Annotated in this window: 10 protein-coding genes; 9 read left to right on the forward strand and 1 reads right to left on the reverse strand. The window is 55.0% G+C overall.

Annotated elements, in window-relative coordinates; translation table 11 throughout:
• Positions 1-269 precede the first annotated feature (269 nt).
• The 9 genes from ACVWNW_RS05065 to ACVWNW_RS05105 all read left to right on the forward strand — a co-directional run bounded on the left by ACVWNW_RS05065 (position 270) and on the right by ACVWNW_RS05105 (position 14,039).
• Positions 270-2,867, forward strand: a complete 2,598-nt coding sequence (locus ACVWNW_RS05065) for a YhgE/Pip family protein (protein ID WP_461196331.1) — start codon at positions 270-272, stop codon at positions 2,865-2,867.
• Positions 2,864-5,197: a YhgE/Pip domain-containing protein gene (locus ACVWNW_RS05070; protein ID WP_454481454.1), complete on the forward strand. Its 2,334-nt coding sequence runs from the start codon at positions 2,864-2,866 to the stop codon at positions 5,195-5,197. Before ACVWNW_RS05065 ends, ACVWNW_RS05070 begins: the two co-directional genes overlap by 4 nt.
• 143 nt (positions 5,198-5,340) lie before the next feature.
• Positions 5,341-6,453, forward strand: coding sequence for an alpha/beta fold hydrolase (locus ACVWNW_RS05075; RefSeq protein ID WP_454481456.1), 1,113 nt, complete (start codon positions 5,341-5,343; stop codon positions 6,451-6,453).
• A 62-nt stretch (positions 6,454-6,515) separates the two neighbouring features.
• Positions 6,516-7,187, forward strand: a complete 672-nt coding sequence (locus tag ACVWNW_RS05080; protein ID WP_454481458.1) for a YesL family protein — start codon at positions 6,516-6,518, stop codon at positions 7,185-7,187.
• 286 nt (positions 7,188-7,473) lie between these two features.
• Complete coding sequence (locus tag ACVWNW_RS05085) at positions 7,474-9,090, forward strand: extracellular solute-binding protein (RefSeq protein ID WP_454481460.1); 1,617 nt, start codon at positions 7,474-7,476, stop codon at positions 9,088-9,090.
• 185 nt (positions 9,091-9,275) lie between these two features.
• Positions 9,276-10,166 carry an ABC transporter permease gene (locus tag ACVWNW_RS05090; protein ID WP_232350660.1) on the forward strand — a complete coding sequence of 297 codons (891 nt, stop codon included), beginning with the start codon at positions 9,276-9,278 and terminating at the stop codon, positions 10,164-10,166.
• Between the two features lie 45 nt (positions 10,167-10,211).
• The gene (locus tag ACVWNW_RS05095; RefSeq protein WP_121913231.1) at positions 10,212-11,162 is read left to right on the forward strand and encodes a carbohydrate ABC transporter permease; all 951 of its coding nucleotides are present in this window, start codon (positions 10,212-10,214) and stop codon (positions 11,160-11,162) included.
• Between the two features lie 45 nt (positions 11,163-11,207).
• Positions 11,208-12,245: a LacI family DNA-binding transcriptional regulator gene (locus tag ACVWNW_RS05100; RefSeq protein WP_121913210.1), complete on the forward strand. Its 1,038-nt coding sequence runs from the start codon at positions 11,208-11,210 to the stop codon at positions 12,243-12,245.
• Positions 12,246-12,293: 48 nt separating this feature from the next.
• On the forward strand, positions 12,294-14,039 hold the full coding sequence (locus ACVWNW_RS05105) for a glycoside hydrolase family 32 protein (protein ID WP_454481462.1): 1,746 nt from the start codon (positions 12,294-12,296) through the stop codon (positions 14,037-14,039).
• Positions 14,040-14,199: 160 nt separating this feature from the next.
• On the opposite strand, the gene ACVWNW_RS05110 is transcribed toward ACVWNW_RS05105, so the two are convergent.
• Positions 14,200-17,040: a heavy metal translocating P-type ATPase gene (locus ACVWNW_RS05110; RefSeq protein WP_454481464.1), complete on the reverse strand. Its 2,841-nt coding sequence runs from the start codon at positions 17,038-17,040 to the stop codon at positions 14,200-14,202.
• Positions 17,041-17,059: the final 19 nt, after the last annotated feature.

The raw sequence follows: 17,059 nt of genomic DNA on the forward strand, positions 1-17,059 counted from the left end.
GATGCAGGTGCGGGTCGGTCCCTCTGGGAGGGGGCAACTTCACGACCAGCTGACTGGATTCGCTGGTAAGAGAAGATGGCTATACTCAGGCGAGGCATTGGCGGGCAGCTATTTTTGGTCTGTCTCTAGGCAGTCCCAGCTTCAGTCACTGTCGTAGACATACGATAATCGATACTGTAAGGAAGTAAAGGTCCTGTCACTGGTAGGGCCAAATAAGGTAGGGCCTCATCTGTCAGGGTCATACAGGTACCCAGGAGGTGGAGTAGGTCGTGAAAGTTGTCTTACAGATCTTTTCACGGGATCTCCTGCGCCTACTGCGCAACCCAGTGGCCTTAGTGGTCACTATTGGGGTAGCTGTTCTGCCCTCACTCTATGCCTGGTTCAATGTCATTGCTCTCTGGGACCCCTATGCCAACACAGGCAATATTCCCGTGGCTATAGTCAACCTAGACCGGGGGGCTGATTCTCATCTCACCGGTAGGATCAATGCTGGCAGGGAGGTCACTGACGAGTTGCGCAAGAACACCAGCTTAGGCTGGAAATTCATGGATGATCAGCAAGTGGCCATTAATCAGGTTCATGCAGGTGAATCGTACGCGGCTATCATTATTCCCCAACACTTTAGTCAGGACTTAATCGGGGTTATCAACGGGTCTCATACCAAACCAAAACTGAATTACTACGTCAACGAGAAGAAAAATGCCCTGGTACCTAAGGTCACTGATACTGGAGCTTCTACGATTGATGAGCAGATCAATTCCACCTTTATATCCACGGTCAGTGACACCTTAGCAAATAAGGTGCTGACCAAATATCATGATGCCAAAGGTTCAGCTGATCAAACCCGGCAGTCTGTAGTGGATGACCTGGGTAAGACCATGGATGATGTCCAAGAGATATCAGATTCCCTGGGACGAATTCAGAACACAGTAGGCCAGGCTAAGCAAACGGTGGCTGAGTCCCAAAAGACCCTGGACTCCCTCAATAAGCAGATCGGTTCGGTTCAGAAGGCCCTGTCTGAGACAGATGCCAATTTGGGCACTGTGCGTACAGGATTCCTAGAATTTTCTACTGCCCTCAATCAGGCCCTGTCAGATGGGTCCATGAAGTTGGCGGGTACAGCCAGTGATGTAAGTCAGGCTGCTGGAACCTTGCAGGATGGCTTTAATACGACCCAGGATAAGGTAGATCAGGTTACCTCCAGCCTGGGCCAGATTGTAGACGACAGCGGGAAGGCTATTGACCGCCTGCAAAACGGCTTAAATCAGTCTGGTCTTCAGCCGGGAGACCCCTCGTATGACAGTATTCAGGAACAGCTCAATAAGCTGAAATCCGCGCATGACAACCAAAAAAAGGCCTTGGACGGTTTTACTAAGAATTCGACGCAAATCCTACAAGCAGGCAAGCAGGCAACGAAGGATCTCAGTGGTGCTATTACCGGTTCTGCCCAGGCTGGACTAGGCAGGCTAAACCAGACCAGTAGCGCTCTGACTGGCACACTCATGCCCAACCTGATCACCGGCATAGATGGTCTTTCCACGATGACAGGTACCTTGCAGGGGACCCTCAATGGTCTGACGACCACAGTCTCCCAGTCCAAGAGTCTCCTCGACCAACTTGACAGCACCCTGGACCGGGCTGACTCTACACTTGCCACCACAAGTACCTCCCTGGATGGGGTACACACTGATTTGGACAAAGTGCGTACAGATGTGGCTGCCTTGGGTAGCTCCTCCTCCTGGCATAAGATGGAGGATGCCCTGAACCTTGATTCCGACTCGTTTGGCAGGGCTATGGCATCGCCGGTTGCGCTCACCACACACACGCTCTATCCCATTCGTAATTATGGCTCTTCCCTTTCCCCCTTCTACACCAATTTGGCTTTGTGGGTAGGGGGTTTCATCCTCATCGCTATCTACAAGCTCGAAGTGGACAAGGAGGGGCTGCGTAAATTTAACGCCACCCAGGCCTACCTAGGACGCTGGCTACTCCTGGTCTTCATCGGTTTCTTCCAGGCGGTAATCGCCACAGGCGGTGACTTGATACTGGGCATTCAGTGCGAACACCCTGCCCTCTTCATGTTGACCGGCGTATTCGCTTCCTTTATCTACATCAATATCATCTATGCCTTAGCTGCCACCTTCCGTCATATAGGTAAGGCACTGGCAGTTGTTATGGTTATCTTGCAGATACCAGGCTCAGCCGGTATGTATCCCATAGAAATGATGCCTAGCTTTTTCAGAAATTTGAGCCCCTGGCTCCCATTCACACACAGTATTGATGCCATGAGGGAGACCATCGGAGGCATGTATGGTTCCCGCTACTGGCTGGATATGCTCACGCTCTTCTGGTACCTGCCTGTAGCGCTTTTTATTGGTTTAGTTGTTCGCAGATATATGCTCAGTCTGAATGCCCTCTTCGACCGCAGGCTGGGTGCTACCGATCTGATGTTGACGGAGAAGAACCAGTCGGCCGGTCGGCCGGTCGGCCTAAGCAGCTTGGTCAAGGCCTTCCTGGGTACAGGGGGTGAAGGCGACTTCGAGAATGAGTACAAGCTCCTTATTCGACGGCGGGCACATCGTTTCCTGGCAATTTATCCCCGTCTGATCCGCACCGGGTTGGCCCTGGCCCTGCTCCCCCTCCTCTTCCTCATCCTTCTCTTTAGTGTCGAGGCAAAAATTGTTATGCTCACCCTCTGCATCGTCTCTATTGTGCTGATTGACGCATACCTCATCATTGTGGAATACGTCTGTGACAGGTACGTGAGCTTACTGGGAATGACTCAGGTACCAGGTGGGGGACTACGCTCCCTCTTGCGGCCTGGTGGGGCTCAGTTCGAGACTGCTGATAGCGCTGATCACTCATGAAAAACATATGGAAGATCTTCCGCCGGGACGTGCTCGATGCCACCAATAATGTCATCGCTGTCATCGTGCTGATTGGCCTGATCATCGTGCCAGCCCTTTACGCCTGGTTTAACATCGCTGCCAGCTGGGATCCCTACAGTAATGCCAAGTCAATCAAGGTGGCTGTGGTCAATATGGACACCGGATACAAGTCAGATCTGATCCCGGTCAAGATCAATGTGGGGGAAACAGTAGCCAATACCCTCAAGGCCAACGATCAGCTGGATTGGAACTTTGTAGATCGGGAGTCAGCGCTCGATGGGGTTCGGTCAGGGCAGTATTATGCCGCTATCGTTATCCCCAAGGATTTCAGCGCAGACATGATGACCCTCTTTTCGTCCGATATTAAGCATGCTCAGCTGGGGTATTACCTGAATCAAAAGAAGAATGCTATCGCCCCCACCGTAACCGAGAAGGGGGCGGATACGGTGGCAAGCACTATTGACACCACCTTTGTAAAAACTGTCGGTCAGGTAGGTATTGATCTGGCTAGTCAGGTTTTCGCATACTCGCAGAGTCCACAGGCCCAGCAGTATCTCGATACAGCTACAAGTCACCTCAACGAGATGGCCAGTCGCCTGGATACGGCCTCAGCCCAAGTAGTCGCCTACGGTGGGCTTTTAGACTCTTCAGCCCAGTTAGTGGACTCGACAGGTAAGATTATTGGTCAGTCCGGATCATCCATCACGCAGGCCCGCAAGGCCTTGGGGCAGGGTGTCAAGGGAACGAAGAGTGTTGGTAAGGCCCTGTCAGGGGCTGCTGATTCAGTGAATACTGCTCTAGACCAAACTGGCTCAGCCTATGACGCTATAGCCAAACAGGTTGACGACGCTTTTAGGAATGTTGGTCTTCAATCAGATGCGGTGGCTAATCAGTTGCAAACCTTGAGTGACCAGGTCTCGAACACTACTGCCGGCTATGACAAGGTCATTCAGAACCTACAGGCTGTCAGAGAATCTGTGGAGTCTAACAATGCTCTGACTCCTGATGCTAAGCAGAAGCTCTTGTCTTCGTTGGACAATGCCATCGCCAACGTGCGTTCAGCGCAAGATGCGCAAAAGGACCTGTCTGACAGACTGGGTGCCGCTTCCCAAAGTGTCAAGGATAATAGTGGTTCCCTCCAGTCCAGTCACCAGGACCTGCAGAAAAGTATCGTTCAGGCCAGGAAGTCAGTGGATAAGGTGTCCAAGGATTATCAGGATACCCTGCGGCCTCAATTGCAGGCTTTAGCTGATTCAGTGGATACCGTTGTCAGTCAAACAGGCGGACTGCTTGACGACTTAGATGACAATAACCAGGGTATCAGCTCCCTGTCCAGTTCAGTTTCTTCAGACCTCAAAGGGGCTCAGGATCATCTGCATCATGTCGCAGACAAACTCAGCCAGGCTTCAGGTAAATTGACGGCTCTGAGTGGTCACCTGGCAGATACGATGCAGAGCGATAAGGGCCAGGAGGCAACGGATGCGCGCAAGCTGCTCAGCGGGGATGCGGAGACCCTGGCCTCCCTACTTACCTCGCCGGTGGCCGTCCAGCGCAAGGCCGTCTTTCCTATTGCCAACTATGGCTCGTCTATGGCCCCCTTCTATTCAACCCTTTCCATCTGGGTGGGGGCCACCATCCTGGCTGCCATGATGACGGTGAGTATCTCCGACAGAAAGAAGGCCCGCGTCCTGGGCCTGGACTCTTTGAAGGCATCCTGGCTGCGGGCTGACGCACTGGATGAAGAAGGCAAACAACCCTGGGGACCTTTTCGACCTGAATCACCTGGTAATGCCCGACGGTTCGGAATGAAACTCTACCAAGAGTATTTCGGACGGTTCCTGGTCTTCGCCGTCATGGCCATCCTGCAGGGCTGCATGGTCTGCCTGGGTGACCTCTTCTATCTGAAGATCCAGTGTGAACACCCCCTCCTCTTCCTCCTGGTCGGTATCCTGGCCGCCTTTGTCTTTATGAACTTGATTTACACCCTAGTGGTCTCCTTCGGCGATGTGGGTAAGGCCCTGGCCGTGATCCTGCTGGTGATGCAGGTGGCCGGTTCAGGTGGCACGGTCCCCAGGGAGGTCCTGCCAGACTTCTTCCAGACGGTCTACCCCTTCCTGCCTTTCGTTCACGCGATAGCCGCCATGCAGTCGGCCATTGCCGGCGTCTACGGGATGGAATTCTGGCGCGAGATTGGTGCCATCTGCCTCTTCCTGGTTCCCTCTCTCCTGCTGGGTCTGGTTCTGCGCAACCCTGTTATCCGCTTGAACAGTTGGTTTATGAGGAATATGGAAAGCACGAAGCTCATGTAGCTTGTGAGTGAGTGGAAACACCCCCAAGTCCCCTAGGGTTTGAGTCCTCTAACCCCGTTTTAAGGCTTCTGCGGATAAGTAACAAGTCAGGCAAAAGCCGTGTAAAGCTGATTGGGGAAGCCTGACTCCTATAGGCTAGGACTATGAGCGTGGATTTAATTGATGAGCACGTCTACGAGCAGACCATGAAGAATAAGGTCCTGCCCAGCCTGGCCAGGTGCAGCCATGAGGGTTGGATGGACTCCTGCCAGCCCGGGGATAAGGACAGTTTTCGTTCAGACATACCCAATGAGGACACGGGTGACCCCCACAAGCGGCTACATTACGTCTGCTATTCTGCTTCAGAATTCCAGGATGCCACCCCAACCCATGTGATGGCCCGCTACCGGGGAGCCATCGTCATCTCCCACGGATTTAGCGAATTTGGCAGGAAGTATGAGGAGCTCACCTGGTACTTCCTTATGGCCGGGTACTCAGTCTGCATCCTCGACCACTGGGGACATGGTCTGTCAGGGCGCGGGGTTGATGACCCCAACCTGGTCTGGGTGGACAACTGGGAGCGCTACGTGGCTGACTTGGCTGGCTTTTGCACCCAGGTGGCCCAGACCTATGCCGGTGAGCACCCGGTCTACCTTTATGCCCACTCCATGGGGGCGGCCATCGGGGCGAGAATGCTGGAGCGTTTCCCTGACATCATTGGCAAGGCTGTGCTCTCCTCACCGATGATTGAGCCAAAGACTGGGCATATGCCCCTGGCGGCACTGGCAGCAGCGGACGCAGCCTGTGCAGTAGGCATGGGTGAGAAGCCAGTGCCGGGCTTCCACCCTTTTGACGCCAACTTGGACATGTCCAAATATAAGCATGGCAGTCTGGCCAGGGTTGAATGGGCCCACCAATTGCGGGTAGGGCAGACCTGGTACCAGACCAGCCAGGTGACCTACCAGTGGATCAAGGAAGCACTTCAGATGTGCCGTGAGCTCATGCGACCGGACCAGTGTGCTCAGGTGGAGGCTCCCATTCTCCTATTCCAGGCTGAGCCTGACAGGTTCGTCCTACCCAAGGCCCAGGAGAAGTTTGCCGCCCAGGTGCGTGACGGTGGCTGTGAGGTCGAGTTGGTCAAGGTGCCTCACAGCATGCATGAGTTATATGAGATGCCCAACGCGGTCCTGGGTCCCTACTTGGACCGGATTTTTAGCTTCTTCGAACAACCTTACGCCCTGCTCAATGATGAGGCCTCCGGGGAGGCGGGCGATTAGTAGGGCCTGGACGACACGGCCCACGTCTAGAGTGGGGACAAACCAAGAATCTGGGAGTGACGATGCATCGTTTTGCAGTGGGCTATGAGTTTGTATGCAGGATCATCATGATGGTCGCGGTGGTTCATCTTGCTTTCCTGATCCATATGCTGCTGGGCCTGGTCCTTGCAGGATTCTTCCCCTCCATTGCTGCCTCCTGCTCGGTCTACAGAACCTGGATCCTGGATCTCCATGACCGCTCTTGGACGGTCAAGCAGACCTGGATGGCCTTCCACCAGGCCTGGAAGGTGGAATTGGGGCCCGCCAACCTCTTCGGCTGGCCGCAGTTCCTGCTCTGGGTTCTCCTAATCTGGGAGTACTGGCTGACCATGAGCAACGATATGGGTACGACTGGACTGGTGGTATCCGGCCTGCTCCTGGTCCTCAACATTGTGTATGGTCTCTTCGTCTGCTTAAGCTGGGTCGTCCGCTCCAATTTTGCCCAGGGTCCTATCTGGGTTGTGAAGACCTCCCTATCCATGGTGATTGCACGCCCCCTCTGCAGCCTCATGCTGGTCCTCCTCCTGCTTATTACCGTCTGGGCCTACTACACCTGGCCCGGTCTCATGGTTGCCTTCGGGCTGGCTGTCCCCATCTTCGCCGATATGATGGCGGTCTATTCCTGGGGCCGGATTCCTGGTATGGATGTCCACGTCCTTGAGCCCAGGGAGTCCAAGAGGCACAAACAGGGTTAACCCCTGCCTGGTCTGGTGACCTTGGTGGTAGCGAGTAATGATTTTCTGATTCCCGCCCACCATAGGGTCCAGGAGGGGGATACTGCTTGTGCGTTAACTAATTTTATTTTTTCGCACACCTGATAAATTCCTAATATCTCAGTATTTTATATCTCTTGTTAACTAGTTACTGCTGCAAGTTGACATAAACGAGTTAACTCTTTTACTATGACCTCGCCAGGAGAAGGATGGGTTGCACAGTCGCCTGATCATCGCGCTCCTGGCGTCACCAGTAAAGGAGAGTGTGATGGCACAAAGAGGTGTGTGGAAAAGGGTTGTGACTGCCGCTGCCTTATTTGGCATGGTGGTTCCACTGGCTGCCTGTGGTTCTAACAAAGCTGAAAACAGTACCGAGGCTGATGGTAAACCGGTCATAAAAATGATGATCACGCGCTATTCTACCGATACGCCTATGACCAAAATGAAATGGGCTAAGGATGTAGAGGCAGCCTGTGACTGTCATATTCAGTGGGAGGATCTCGCGGATTCTGCTTGGAGTCAGCAGAAGAGCGCCAAATTAGCTTCTGGGGATATAGCGGATGCTTCGATTTTTGCCTTTGACCCAGGCGATGCAGTCAAGTATGACTACTTTGATGATCTGAACGCCAATATGGACAAGATGCCCAATGTACAGCGGTTCTTCAAGGACAATACCGTCGCTGAAAAGATGGTGAAAGACAAGGAGGGGCACGTATACGTACTCCCTACAGACCGTGGTAAGAGCTACCGAGTCTCAACGAGCCATTTCATGATTAACAAGAAGTGGCTCGATAAACTCGGACTTCAGATGCCTAAGACCTGGGATGAACTGACACAGGTACTTACCGCCTTTAAGACCCAGGATCCCAACGGAAATGGAAAACCTGACGAAATACCCTTCAATATGCGCCGCCTGGATACCGATGGGTTCAAGCTCTGGAACCCCTTTGTCCTGCTCAACTCAACGGGCATTACCACGAGTTTTGCCGGCACCTCGCCTTCCCTACAGGGCTACTATGTCAAGAATGGCAAGGTTGACAGTTTCTTAACGCAACCTGAGTACAAGAAAGTGATTACCTATCTGCACTCACTGATGGAGCAGGGTCTGGTGCCCAAGGATGCCATGACCCGAGACGATGCAGCCACCACGGCGGCCACAACCGGAGATGGGAAGACTGCCCGCTCCGGACTGATTGTCGGCTGGGCAAAGACGGATTTTGAAAAGCTCAAGGATGAATATGTCCCTATGCCGGTGCCTAAGGATAGCGCCGATAGGCCTGACTCTGAAGTTACCTGGGATTACACCCAGGATCTAACCGAATTGAGCAATCACGGTATCGCCGTTTCCAAGAATGCAAAGAACAAGGAGACTGTCTACAAGGCTATCAACGCCCTCTATAGCCCTAAAATTTCAGTCGCCCAGTACTACGGTGACATTCCTGACTTTGTTGAGGAAAAGGGAGACAAGGTCTACAGGATGAAGGACGGCTGCTATGACGGCAAGATAAAGTGTGCTGCCGTAGCTGACCGGTTTGCGGGATGGATTCCCGACAGTATCAGCGTCGAAAATGACCAAACTGCCGAGGCGCTCCAGGAGGCCGATAAGGCCTATAAGGACACCCTGGCCAACGTCGACCCAGTCAAGGATGTCATGCCTGCCTACGTCCGTATTGACAGTGAGGAAGATCAAACCGCCCTGGGTAACAACAACACTGCTATTCTCAGCTACGCACTGGCACAAACCGCTAAGTGGATCCAAAAGGGCGGGGTCGATGAGGGCTGGGACTCCTATGTCAAAAAGCTTGAAGACCCCAGTCTGGGCCTGAAGCAGAACATCCAAATTTGGCAGAAGTATTACGACCAGTACACCAGTGAAGCCAACTAGGAGAGTTCACTGATCGATTGGGGCCACGAGGCGTTTGCCTCTGGCCCCGGACGGAGGGCAGCCCTCGAGGGTCTGAGATCTGGCCTAGTTGGGATCCTTCCCCGTCGCCATTGAATACATCTTGAGTGAATGGAGTGCTCATGAAAGCGAAGCAGGTGGTGGTTCACGAGAATACACCACACGGGATGCGAGGGATCGTGTGGTCCTTCAAACGGTATTGGCAATTGTGGCTGTTGGCCCTTCCCGCAATCTTCTTCGTCGTCCTGTTTGCCTACGTTCCCATGTGGGGAATCCAGCTGGCCTTTAGGAAGTTTGAGCCCAGTAAGGGTATTACGGGCGGCAAGTGGATGGGGCTGTCCTACTTTAAGCAGTTCTTTGCCTCCCCCATGTTTGGCAACATTATGAGGAACACCATAAGCATCAGTCTGTGGACCCTGGTTATGGGCTTTATAGCCCCTATTATTCTGGCCCTCCTGATCAATCAGATAGCCAGCACCAAGATCAAGGGCCTTGTGCAGACCATCACCTATATGCCTCATTTCATATCCACCGTGGTAATTGTGGCCATGCTCAATATTTTCCTGACGCCAGAAACTGGCCTCCTGGGAAAGTTTCTGGGCGATACCAGCCTTTTGGGAGAGCCACAATGGTTCACCCCAATCTACTGGATTAGCGAGGTCTGGCAGCACTGCGGTTGGAACTGTATTATTTACCTGGCCGCGCTCAGCTCAGTGGATGTTGCCCTCTATGAGGCAGCTAAAATCGACGGCGCCGGCAGGATGCAGCTGATTCGCTACGTTGATATTCCCACCATTTTGCCCACCTGCGGAGTCCTGCTGATCATGAACATGGGGTCGGTCCTCTCTGTCGGTTTCGAAAAGGTCTTCCTCATGCAGAACGCGCTCAATTCCTCGGCCTCAGAGGTCATCTCAACCTACACCTACAAGATAGGTATTTTGGGCAGTCAATTTTCCTACTCCACGGCCATCGGGCTCTTTAACACCCTTGTCAACTTCTTCTTCCTGATCCTGGCGAATTACATCTCGAAGAGGGTCTCTGACACCAGCATCTTCTAAGGAAGTCATATGGTACAAAAAGCATCAACACCAGTGCAAGCCCCTATGAACCCTCGTGATGCTAACTTGCTCGCTGCCCGCAACAGTGGGGAGCAGGTTCCTTTCAATAAGAAGGTCCACCAGCAGAGGAGTTTTTCAGATTGGATGGTGGATATCGCTATCTGGGTCGTCCTGATCCTGGTGGTCTTGGCCGTCCTCTACCCCCTCTGGTTTGTTGTCATCGCCTCAGTGTCTGACCCCAAGCTGGTGGCCAGCGGGCAGCTGAGCCTACTCCCCAAGGGGCCGACTTTGAAGGGTTATGAAACTATTTTTCATGATGCCCGCATCTGGCATGGCTACGCCAATACCATCCTCTACTCGGTGGGCGGCACCCTGCTGAATATGGTGGTTACCATCCCTGTGGCCTTTGCTCTCTCTAGGAGGGAGTTTAAGGCCCGTCGCCTGATCATGTTCCTCTTTACCTTTACCATGTTCTTCGGTGGGGGACTGATCCCCAGTTACCTGCTCTATAAGCAGCTGGGCATCCTCAACACGGCCTGGGTCTTTATCCTGCCGGGGGCTGTCAGTGTCTACAATGTCATCATCACGCGCTCCTTCTTCGATACTTCCATCCCTGAGGAGCTGCATGATGCTGCACAGATTGACGGCATGAGCTACATCGGATACTTTATACGTATTGTGGTTCCGCTGAGTTCGGCCATTATCGCAGTCATCGCCCTCTACTACTTCGTAGGGCACTGGAATGACTACTTTACCGGTCTGATCTACATTACGGATATGAAGAAGTGGCCCCTGCAAAATGTACTCCAACAGATCCTGCTCGCCAATCAGACCCAGTCGAATATTGCCTCCGTTGGCGCCCAACAGGCTCAGGAGGCTGCCGAGCAAATCAAATATGGCATCATTATTGTGTCGACACTGCCTCTGTTGGTCCTCTATCCCTTCTTGCAGAAATACTTCAATAAGGGAGTCATGATAGGGGCCATCAAGGGCTAAAGTCCACCCATAAGAATCGAAGAAAGGGGGAAGATCGTGGTCACGATGCAGGAAATCGGGGACAGCCTCGGTGTTTCCAAAGCAGCTGTATCGTTAGTGCTCAATGGTAAGGACCAGGGCCGAATCCGCCGGGAAACGGCTCAGGCCATCCGGCAGACTGCCCAGGTCATGGGGTACTCCCCCAAGAAAACCAGTTATTCCAGTGAGAAAAAGACGCGGATTCTGGGATTCATCAGTGACCACATTGCCACCTCCCCCTATGCGGGCAGGCTGATTTTTGGGGCCCAGGAGGCTGCGCGACAGCTGGGTTACATCATCGTCGCGGTCAATACGGATGGGGATGACCAGCTGCAGGCCTCTGAAATTTCAGCCCTGAAAAGCTATGGAGTAGATGGTTTCCTCTATGCCTGTGTCTATAACCAGGTGATCCACTTGCCACAGAGTCTGAACGGGGAGCGGGTGGTGATTGTGGACGCCACTGATACCAGCGGCCATGTTCCCTCCATCATTCCTGATGAGCGACATATAGGCAGGACCGCCACCCGTCACCTGATCGATGTTGGGTGCAAACGTATTGCCTTTATTGGTTCATTCGGCCCCATGCAGGCTCAGCGCGGTCGACTGGCTGGTTACTGCAAGGAACTCACCGAGCACGGCATAGCAGTAGACGATAATCTGATCGTAAATGTAGAAATGGGCCAGGATGGGATGGAAAAGGTGGCCCGCTTGGTAGACCAATATCAGCCCGATGGCTTTTTCTGTTTCAACGATGCCCGAGCCTGGTACGTCTATAGCGCAGCCATGCGGCGCGGGCTCAATGTGGGCCAAGATATCTCAGTAGTTGGGGTGGATAATCACCAGGTTGTTGCTGAAATGATGGCCCCCTCGCTCACAACTATCGAATTGCCGCACTATGAGATGGGGTACTGGGCAACCCTGAAACTCATCTCACTGATTGAGCGGCGCCGGTTAGATGATCTTAAGCTCTTGCCCACCAATGCTCCCATTCCCTCGCTTGATCGCATTCACGCCCAGGTCAAGTGTGTGCTGATTGAGAAGGAATCAGTGGTGGGGCATTCATGATTAGTCTGCCCCTCCACTAGTTGGATTTCGTATTCCTCAAAGGAGAAGATGATGGAAAACCAGGATTTCGATAGGCTCCCTGGCAAGGACGAGCCCCCTGCAGGCGTTGAGGCCGAGGCGGGAAACACGATGCAGGTAAGGGCCCGCAGGTGGAGGAAGAAGCATTGGGGCTTGGTCTTTGGAACCTTGCTGGTTGTGATATGCCTCTTGGGAGCCCTCATACCGGTCTTTGCGCCAGGCTTGAGTTTCAAAGGTAACCAGGAGGCTGAGGCCCAGAGTGCTAAGGAGAGCCGGTTGACTCAGAGTAAATTTAAGCAACGATATCATTACTACAACCCAGCCGGATTCATGAACGATGTGCAGACCATCTGGCAGGACAAGAACGGACTATACCACCTGATCTACCTGCAAAACGCCAAGTACAAGCATGAGGGTGATGGGACTGAGTGGTATCAGGTAACGACCAAGGATTTTATACATTATCAAAATGTGGGTGTCTCCATCCCCAAGTTCGCTGGATCCTGGCAGGATATGGCGACCGGTTCCATTCTGCCTAACAGCTTTGGTTTCTTCCCTCAACTCGACAGGGAGGATCTGGTGGCCTACTTCACCAGTTACGTTAATGGCAGGCAGGAACAGTTCGTCGCTTACTCCAAGGACGAGGGCAAGACCTTCACCCCCTATGTGGACCATGCCGTCATGAAAGCTCCCGATGTGACGGCCAACTTCCGTGATCCGTATGTCACTTACAGCGCTGATAAGCACTCGCTCATGATGTATCTTGCAGAGGGTGACAAGATAGGTACCTACAGGAGCGACAATGGGGTCGATTTTCGCTATGTCGGTGGGACCATGATTAACGCTGACAGCCTGCAAGACGGAATGGGGCTGGGCCTGATTGAGTGCCCCAATCTGAAGACCCTGATAGACCCCAAGACTGGGAAAACCCAACACATCATGTTTTTTGGAGCCAATGGGTACGAGCATTCCCGGCCTACAGGCACTTACTATATGGTGGGTCATCTCAACGAGGAGGAAGTATTCGTGCCCGACCAGGAACCCGAACGCATGGATGACGGCTCAGATTATTATGGGGCTAACTTCATGCAGGAGAATGAGGGCACCATTCTCTCCTTAGCCTGGATGGGGAACTGGGATTATACCTCCAAGGCCCTAGAGGATGGGGAGGGAGAAGTCTATAATCTGGGTTCGTTGAGTCTTGCGCATAGGCTCACCTTGGCTGGGCAGGAAGGTGAGTATCGGGTTCGGAATACCATTGTTGAGCCCGAGTCTCTCTATGGGCAAGCCCTGCGAGGTCAGGTGCAGATAGGGCCAAAATCCCGCCGGGGTCAGCAGTTTGAACTTGAGCGTTCCTCCTATCAAAAAATGCGGTTTGCCTTTAAGCCCAAGGACGGGACCGCTGTCGGTTCGGCTGGCAGCGTCAAGCTTACCCTGGCCCAATCTGATGCCAGCCTGAACGTGGATTACGATCTGGAGAGCGGACAATATAAGGTCAGCCGGACTACAAAACGATTTTTGGATGCTCAGGGCCAGGCTAACTACAGCAAGCAGTATGCCCCGGTCGCCAGCGGCCTTGAGGAAGGGCAGGAGCCTGTACTGCATGTGCTGGAGGATCAGAGTAGCGTAGAATTCTGGTTTGAGGGCAGTGGGAGAGTCTATTCCCTCACGAAGTTCTCCACGGATAAGACGACCAAAATCGCCGTCCAGGCTACTGAGCCCATGGATCTTACCTATACCCTGGCTGATGTCGCCAGTAATGCTGACCACGAGTAGGGCCGGACAGGGGGTTCAAAGGGCCTGCAGTGACAGGTATCTGCATGGGCCTCCGCCCACCAGGGTAGCCCGGTGGGCGGAGGCCAAAAATTTCTATGTATGCATGCTGGGCGGTACCTGAGCCAGGTGGGCGCACCGGCTTGGCCGGAGCGCTACCGGCTTACTTGTTGAGCACCTTCTCCGGGTCGGCGTCGAAGGTATCGACGCAGTTCTGCGAGCAGAAGTAGTAGGTCTTGCCCTGGTAGTCGCGCTTGGCTGCGGCTGTGTTGGGGTCGATGGTCATGCCGCAGACCGGGTCGGTGACCTTGCCCGTCGTCGCCTGATCCTGCTGCATGTTGTCATGATGATGGAAGAGTCCCATCTCGTTTCCTTTCTCTTGGTTGTGTTCTTGGTGGGTGGAAATACTGAGGTCCCTGGTCAGGGCATCCATGTCGATTGGCCTGGCCTCCTTGATTGGCCTGGCCTTCAGGGGCGTGTGCCGCAGCCGGTTGGCGTTGAGCACCACCGACAGTGAAGAGAAGGCCATGGCTGCGCCGGCGATCATTGGGTTGAGCAGGAGGCCGATGAAGGGGTAGAGCACGCCGGCGGCGATGGGGATGCCCAGGCCGTTGTATCCAAAGGCGAACCAGAGGTTCTGATGGATGTTGCGCATGGTTGCTGCTGAGAGGTCAATAGCCTTGACGGCTGCGTTCAGGTCGCCTGAGACCAGGGTCACGTCGGCGGACTCGATGGCCACGTCCGTTCCGGTGCCGATGGCCATGCCCAGATCGGCCTGGGCCAGGGCAGGGGCGTCGTTGATGCCGTCGCCGATCATGGCCACCTTGTGTCCTTGGGCCTGAAGGGCCTTGACGATGCTCGCCTTGTCCTCGGGATGGATCTGCGCCACCACCCGGGTGACCCCTACCTGGCCCCCGACCTGCTCCGCGGTGCCCTGGTTGTCGCCGGTCAGCATGATGGTCTGGATGCCACGCTCGTTCATGTCGTGGATGGCCTGCTTGGAGCCGGTTTTGACCTGGTCGGTCACTGCCAGGACCCCGGCAAGCTTGCCGTCGATGGCTACGAAGATGGTCGTGCGGCCCTGATCCTCCCAGCTGCGGGCAGTGTCCAAGAGGGATTGCGCGCCAGTCCGGTCCGCTATTTCGTTCTCAAGTTCGATTCCCCTGCTCTCGAGCAGTCTGCGGTTGCCGACAAGAACATGCGGGGTTCCTTTGCCTGCCTCGAAGGAGCCAGAAGGGAAGGTCGCATCGATGCCAGCGCCGGTAACCGAGTCGAAGTCCTTGGCCGGGACCAGCTCCAGGTTGCGGTCCTTGGCAGCCTGGACGATGGCCTGGGCCAGGGGGTGCTCGGAATTGCTCTCGGCGCTCGCGGCCGCCTTGATCAGCAGGTCATCATTCATCCCCTGCACGCTCAGGGCATCAGCCAGTTCAGGCCGGCCCTGGGTTATGGTGCCGGTCTTGTCAAGGACGATGGTGTCGATGTCATGCGCTCCCTGCAGGGCCTCCGCCGACCGGTAGAGCACACCGGCACGGGCGCCGCGTCCGGTGCCGATCGTTACGGATAGGGGAGTGGCCAGGCCTAGGGCGCAGGGGCAGGCGATGACCAGGACGGAGACCGCCGCCACGATTCCGTATACTCCGCGGGGCATGGGGCCGAACGCCCACCAGGCCACGAAGGTCCAGAGCGCTACCAGGATGACTCCGGGGATGAAGATTGACGATATTCGGTCGGCCAGTTTCTGAATGGGCGCCTTGGAGGTCTGAGCCGTCTTGACCAGCCGGATGATCTGTGCCAGGACCGTGTCCTGCCCTACCTGGGTGGCCTTGTAGCGCAGGGAGCCCGTGCCGTTGACGGTGGCTCCGACCAGGGAATCGCCCTCCTGCTTGAGGACGGGCATGGGCTCGCCGGTCACCATGGATTCGTCCACTGAGGACGACCCGGATATGACCTGGCCGTCCACCGGCAGCTTCTCGCCCGGATGGACCTGAATCACGTCTCCGACGACCACATCGTCGACGGCGATCTCCTGGGCGGTTTCCCTGCCGTCCTGGCCGGTCCTCACCACGGTGGCGGTCTTGGGCCTTAGTCCGATAAGGGCGCGGATGGCATCGCCGGTGCCGCGACGGGCCCGCGCCTCCAGGATCTGGCCGAGGATCATCAGGGTAATGATGGTGCCCACGGCCTCGTAGTAGGGTTCACGGCTTCCCTCAGGCAGGAGTTGCGGGGCCACAGTGACCACCAGTGAGTAGAGGAAGGCTGTGGCAGTGCCCAGGGCGACCAGCGAGTTCATCTCCGGGGCCCGGTGCGCCAGGGCCAGCCACCCGGTGCGATGGATGGGCCAGCCCGAGTAGAACATCACTGGCAATATCAGGACAAGCTGGACCCAGGGGTTCATCAGAATGTGTGGCATGGGCAGGAACATGCCGAACATGGCTGGGATGAAAACCGGGAGCGTGAAGACCAGGGCTACGATGAATCGCCTGGTCAGGTCACGGATTTCTGCCGTGCGTTCCTGATCCGCCTCGTCCTGGTCGCTGCCGCCATTGGCCTGGGTGGATTCGGCTTGTGGGCGCTCACTTTGTGGCTGGCCGCCCTGTGGTTGGTTGGATTGTGCCTCGGTATTGCCGGTCTTGGGTCCGTCGGTGGCCCGGAGCATCCCGTGAAGCATGTTCATCCCGCAGGCGAAGGGATAATCGCCGGCCTTGGGCGGGGTCAGCTGGACGGTTGAGGTCTGAAAGGCAGGCAGGGTCTTGTCGATATTGAAGTCATTGAAGACCACGTGTGAGGAGCATTCCCCGCTCTCCTGGCGGTCGAAGACCAGCTTGACCGGCCGCCCGGCCTGAACCTGGATCAGCTGAGGGCTGTATCCGCCCTTGACTGTGATGTGGACGGTCTGGACGCCGTCCTCATCCTTGGCCTGGGTGGCCTTTCTGGGCGCGAAGAAGTACCAGATGATGCCCGCCGTGATGACCAGGGCTGCAATAAGGACCAGGAAGTTGCTCATGTGGCCCACTATACCCCCC

The sequence above is a fragment of the Bifidobacterium sp. JNUCC 75 genome (assembly GCF_054819865.1).

Bases quoted from the DNA above. Each gene is read 5' to 3' on its own strand.
- ACVWNW_RS05070 (WP_454481454.1), top strand. From the start codon at position 2,864: ATGAAAAACATATGGAAGATCTTCCGCCGGGACGTGCTCGATGCCACC.
- ACVWNW_RS05075 (WP_454481456.1), top strand. From the start codon at position 5,341: ATGAGCGTGGATTTAATTGATGAGCACGTCTACGAGCAGACCATGAAG.
- ACVWNW_RS05080 (WP_454481458.1), top strand. From the start codon at position 6,516: ATGCATCGTTTTGCAGTGGGCTATGAGTTTGTATGCAGGATCATCATG.
- ACVWNW_RS05085 (WP_454481460.1), top strand. From the start codon at position 7,474: ATGGCACAAAGAGGTGTGTGGAAAAGGGTTGTGACTGCCGCTGCCTTA.
- ACVWNW_RS05090 (WP_232350660.1), top strand. From the start codon at position 9,276: ATGCGAGGGATCGTGTGGTCCTTCAAACGGTATTGGCAATTGTGGCTG.
- ACVWNW_RS05095 (WP_121913231.1), top strand. From the start codon at position 10,212: ATGAACCCTCGTGATGCTAACTTGCTCGCTGCCCGCAACAGTGGGGAG.
- ACVWNW_RS05100 (WP_121913210.1), top strand. From the start codon at position 11,208: ATGCAGGAAATCGGGGACAGCCTCGGTGTTTCCAAAGCAGCTGTATCG.
- ACVWNW_RS05105 (WP_454481462.1), top strand. From the start codon at position 12,294: ATGATGGAAAACCAGGATTTCGATAGGCTCCCTGGCAAGGACGAGCCC.
- ACVWNW_RS05110 (WP_454481464.1), bottom strand. From the start codon at position 17,040: ATGAGCAACTTCCTGGTCCTTATTGCAGCCCTGGTCATCACGGCGGGC.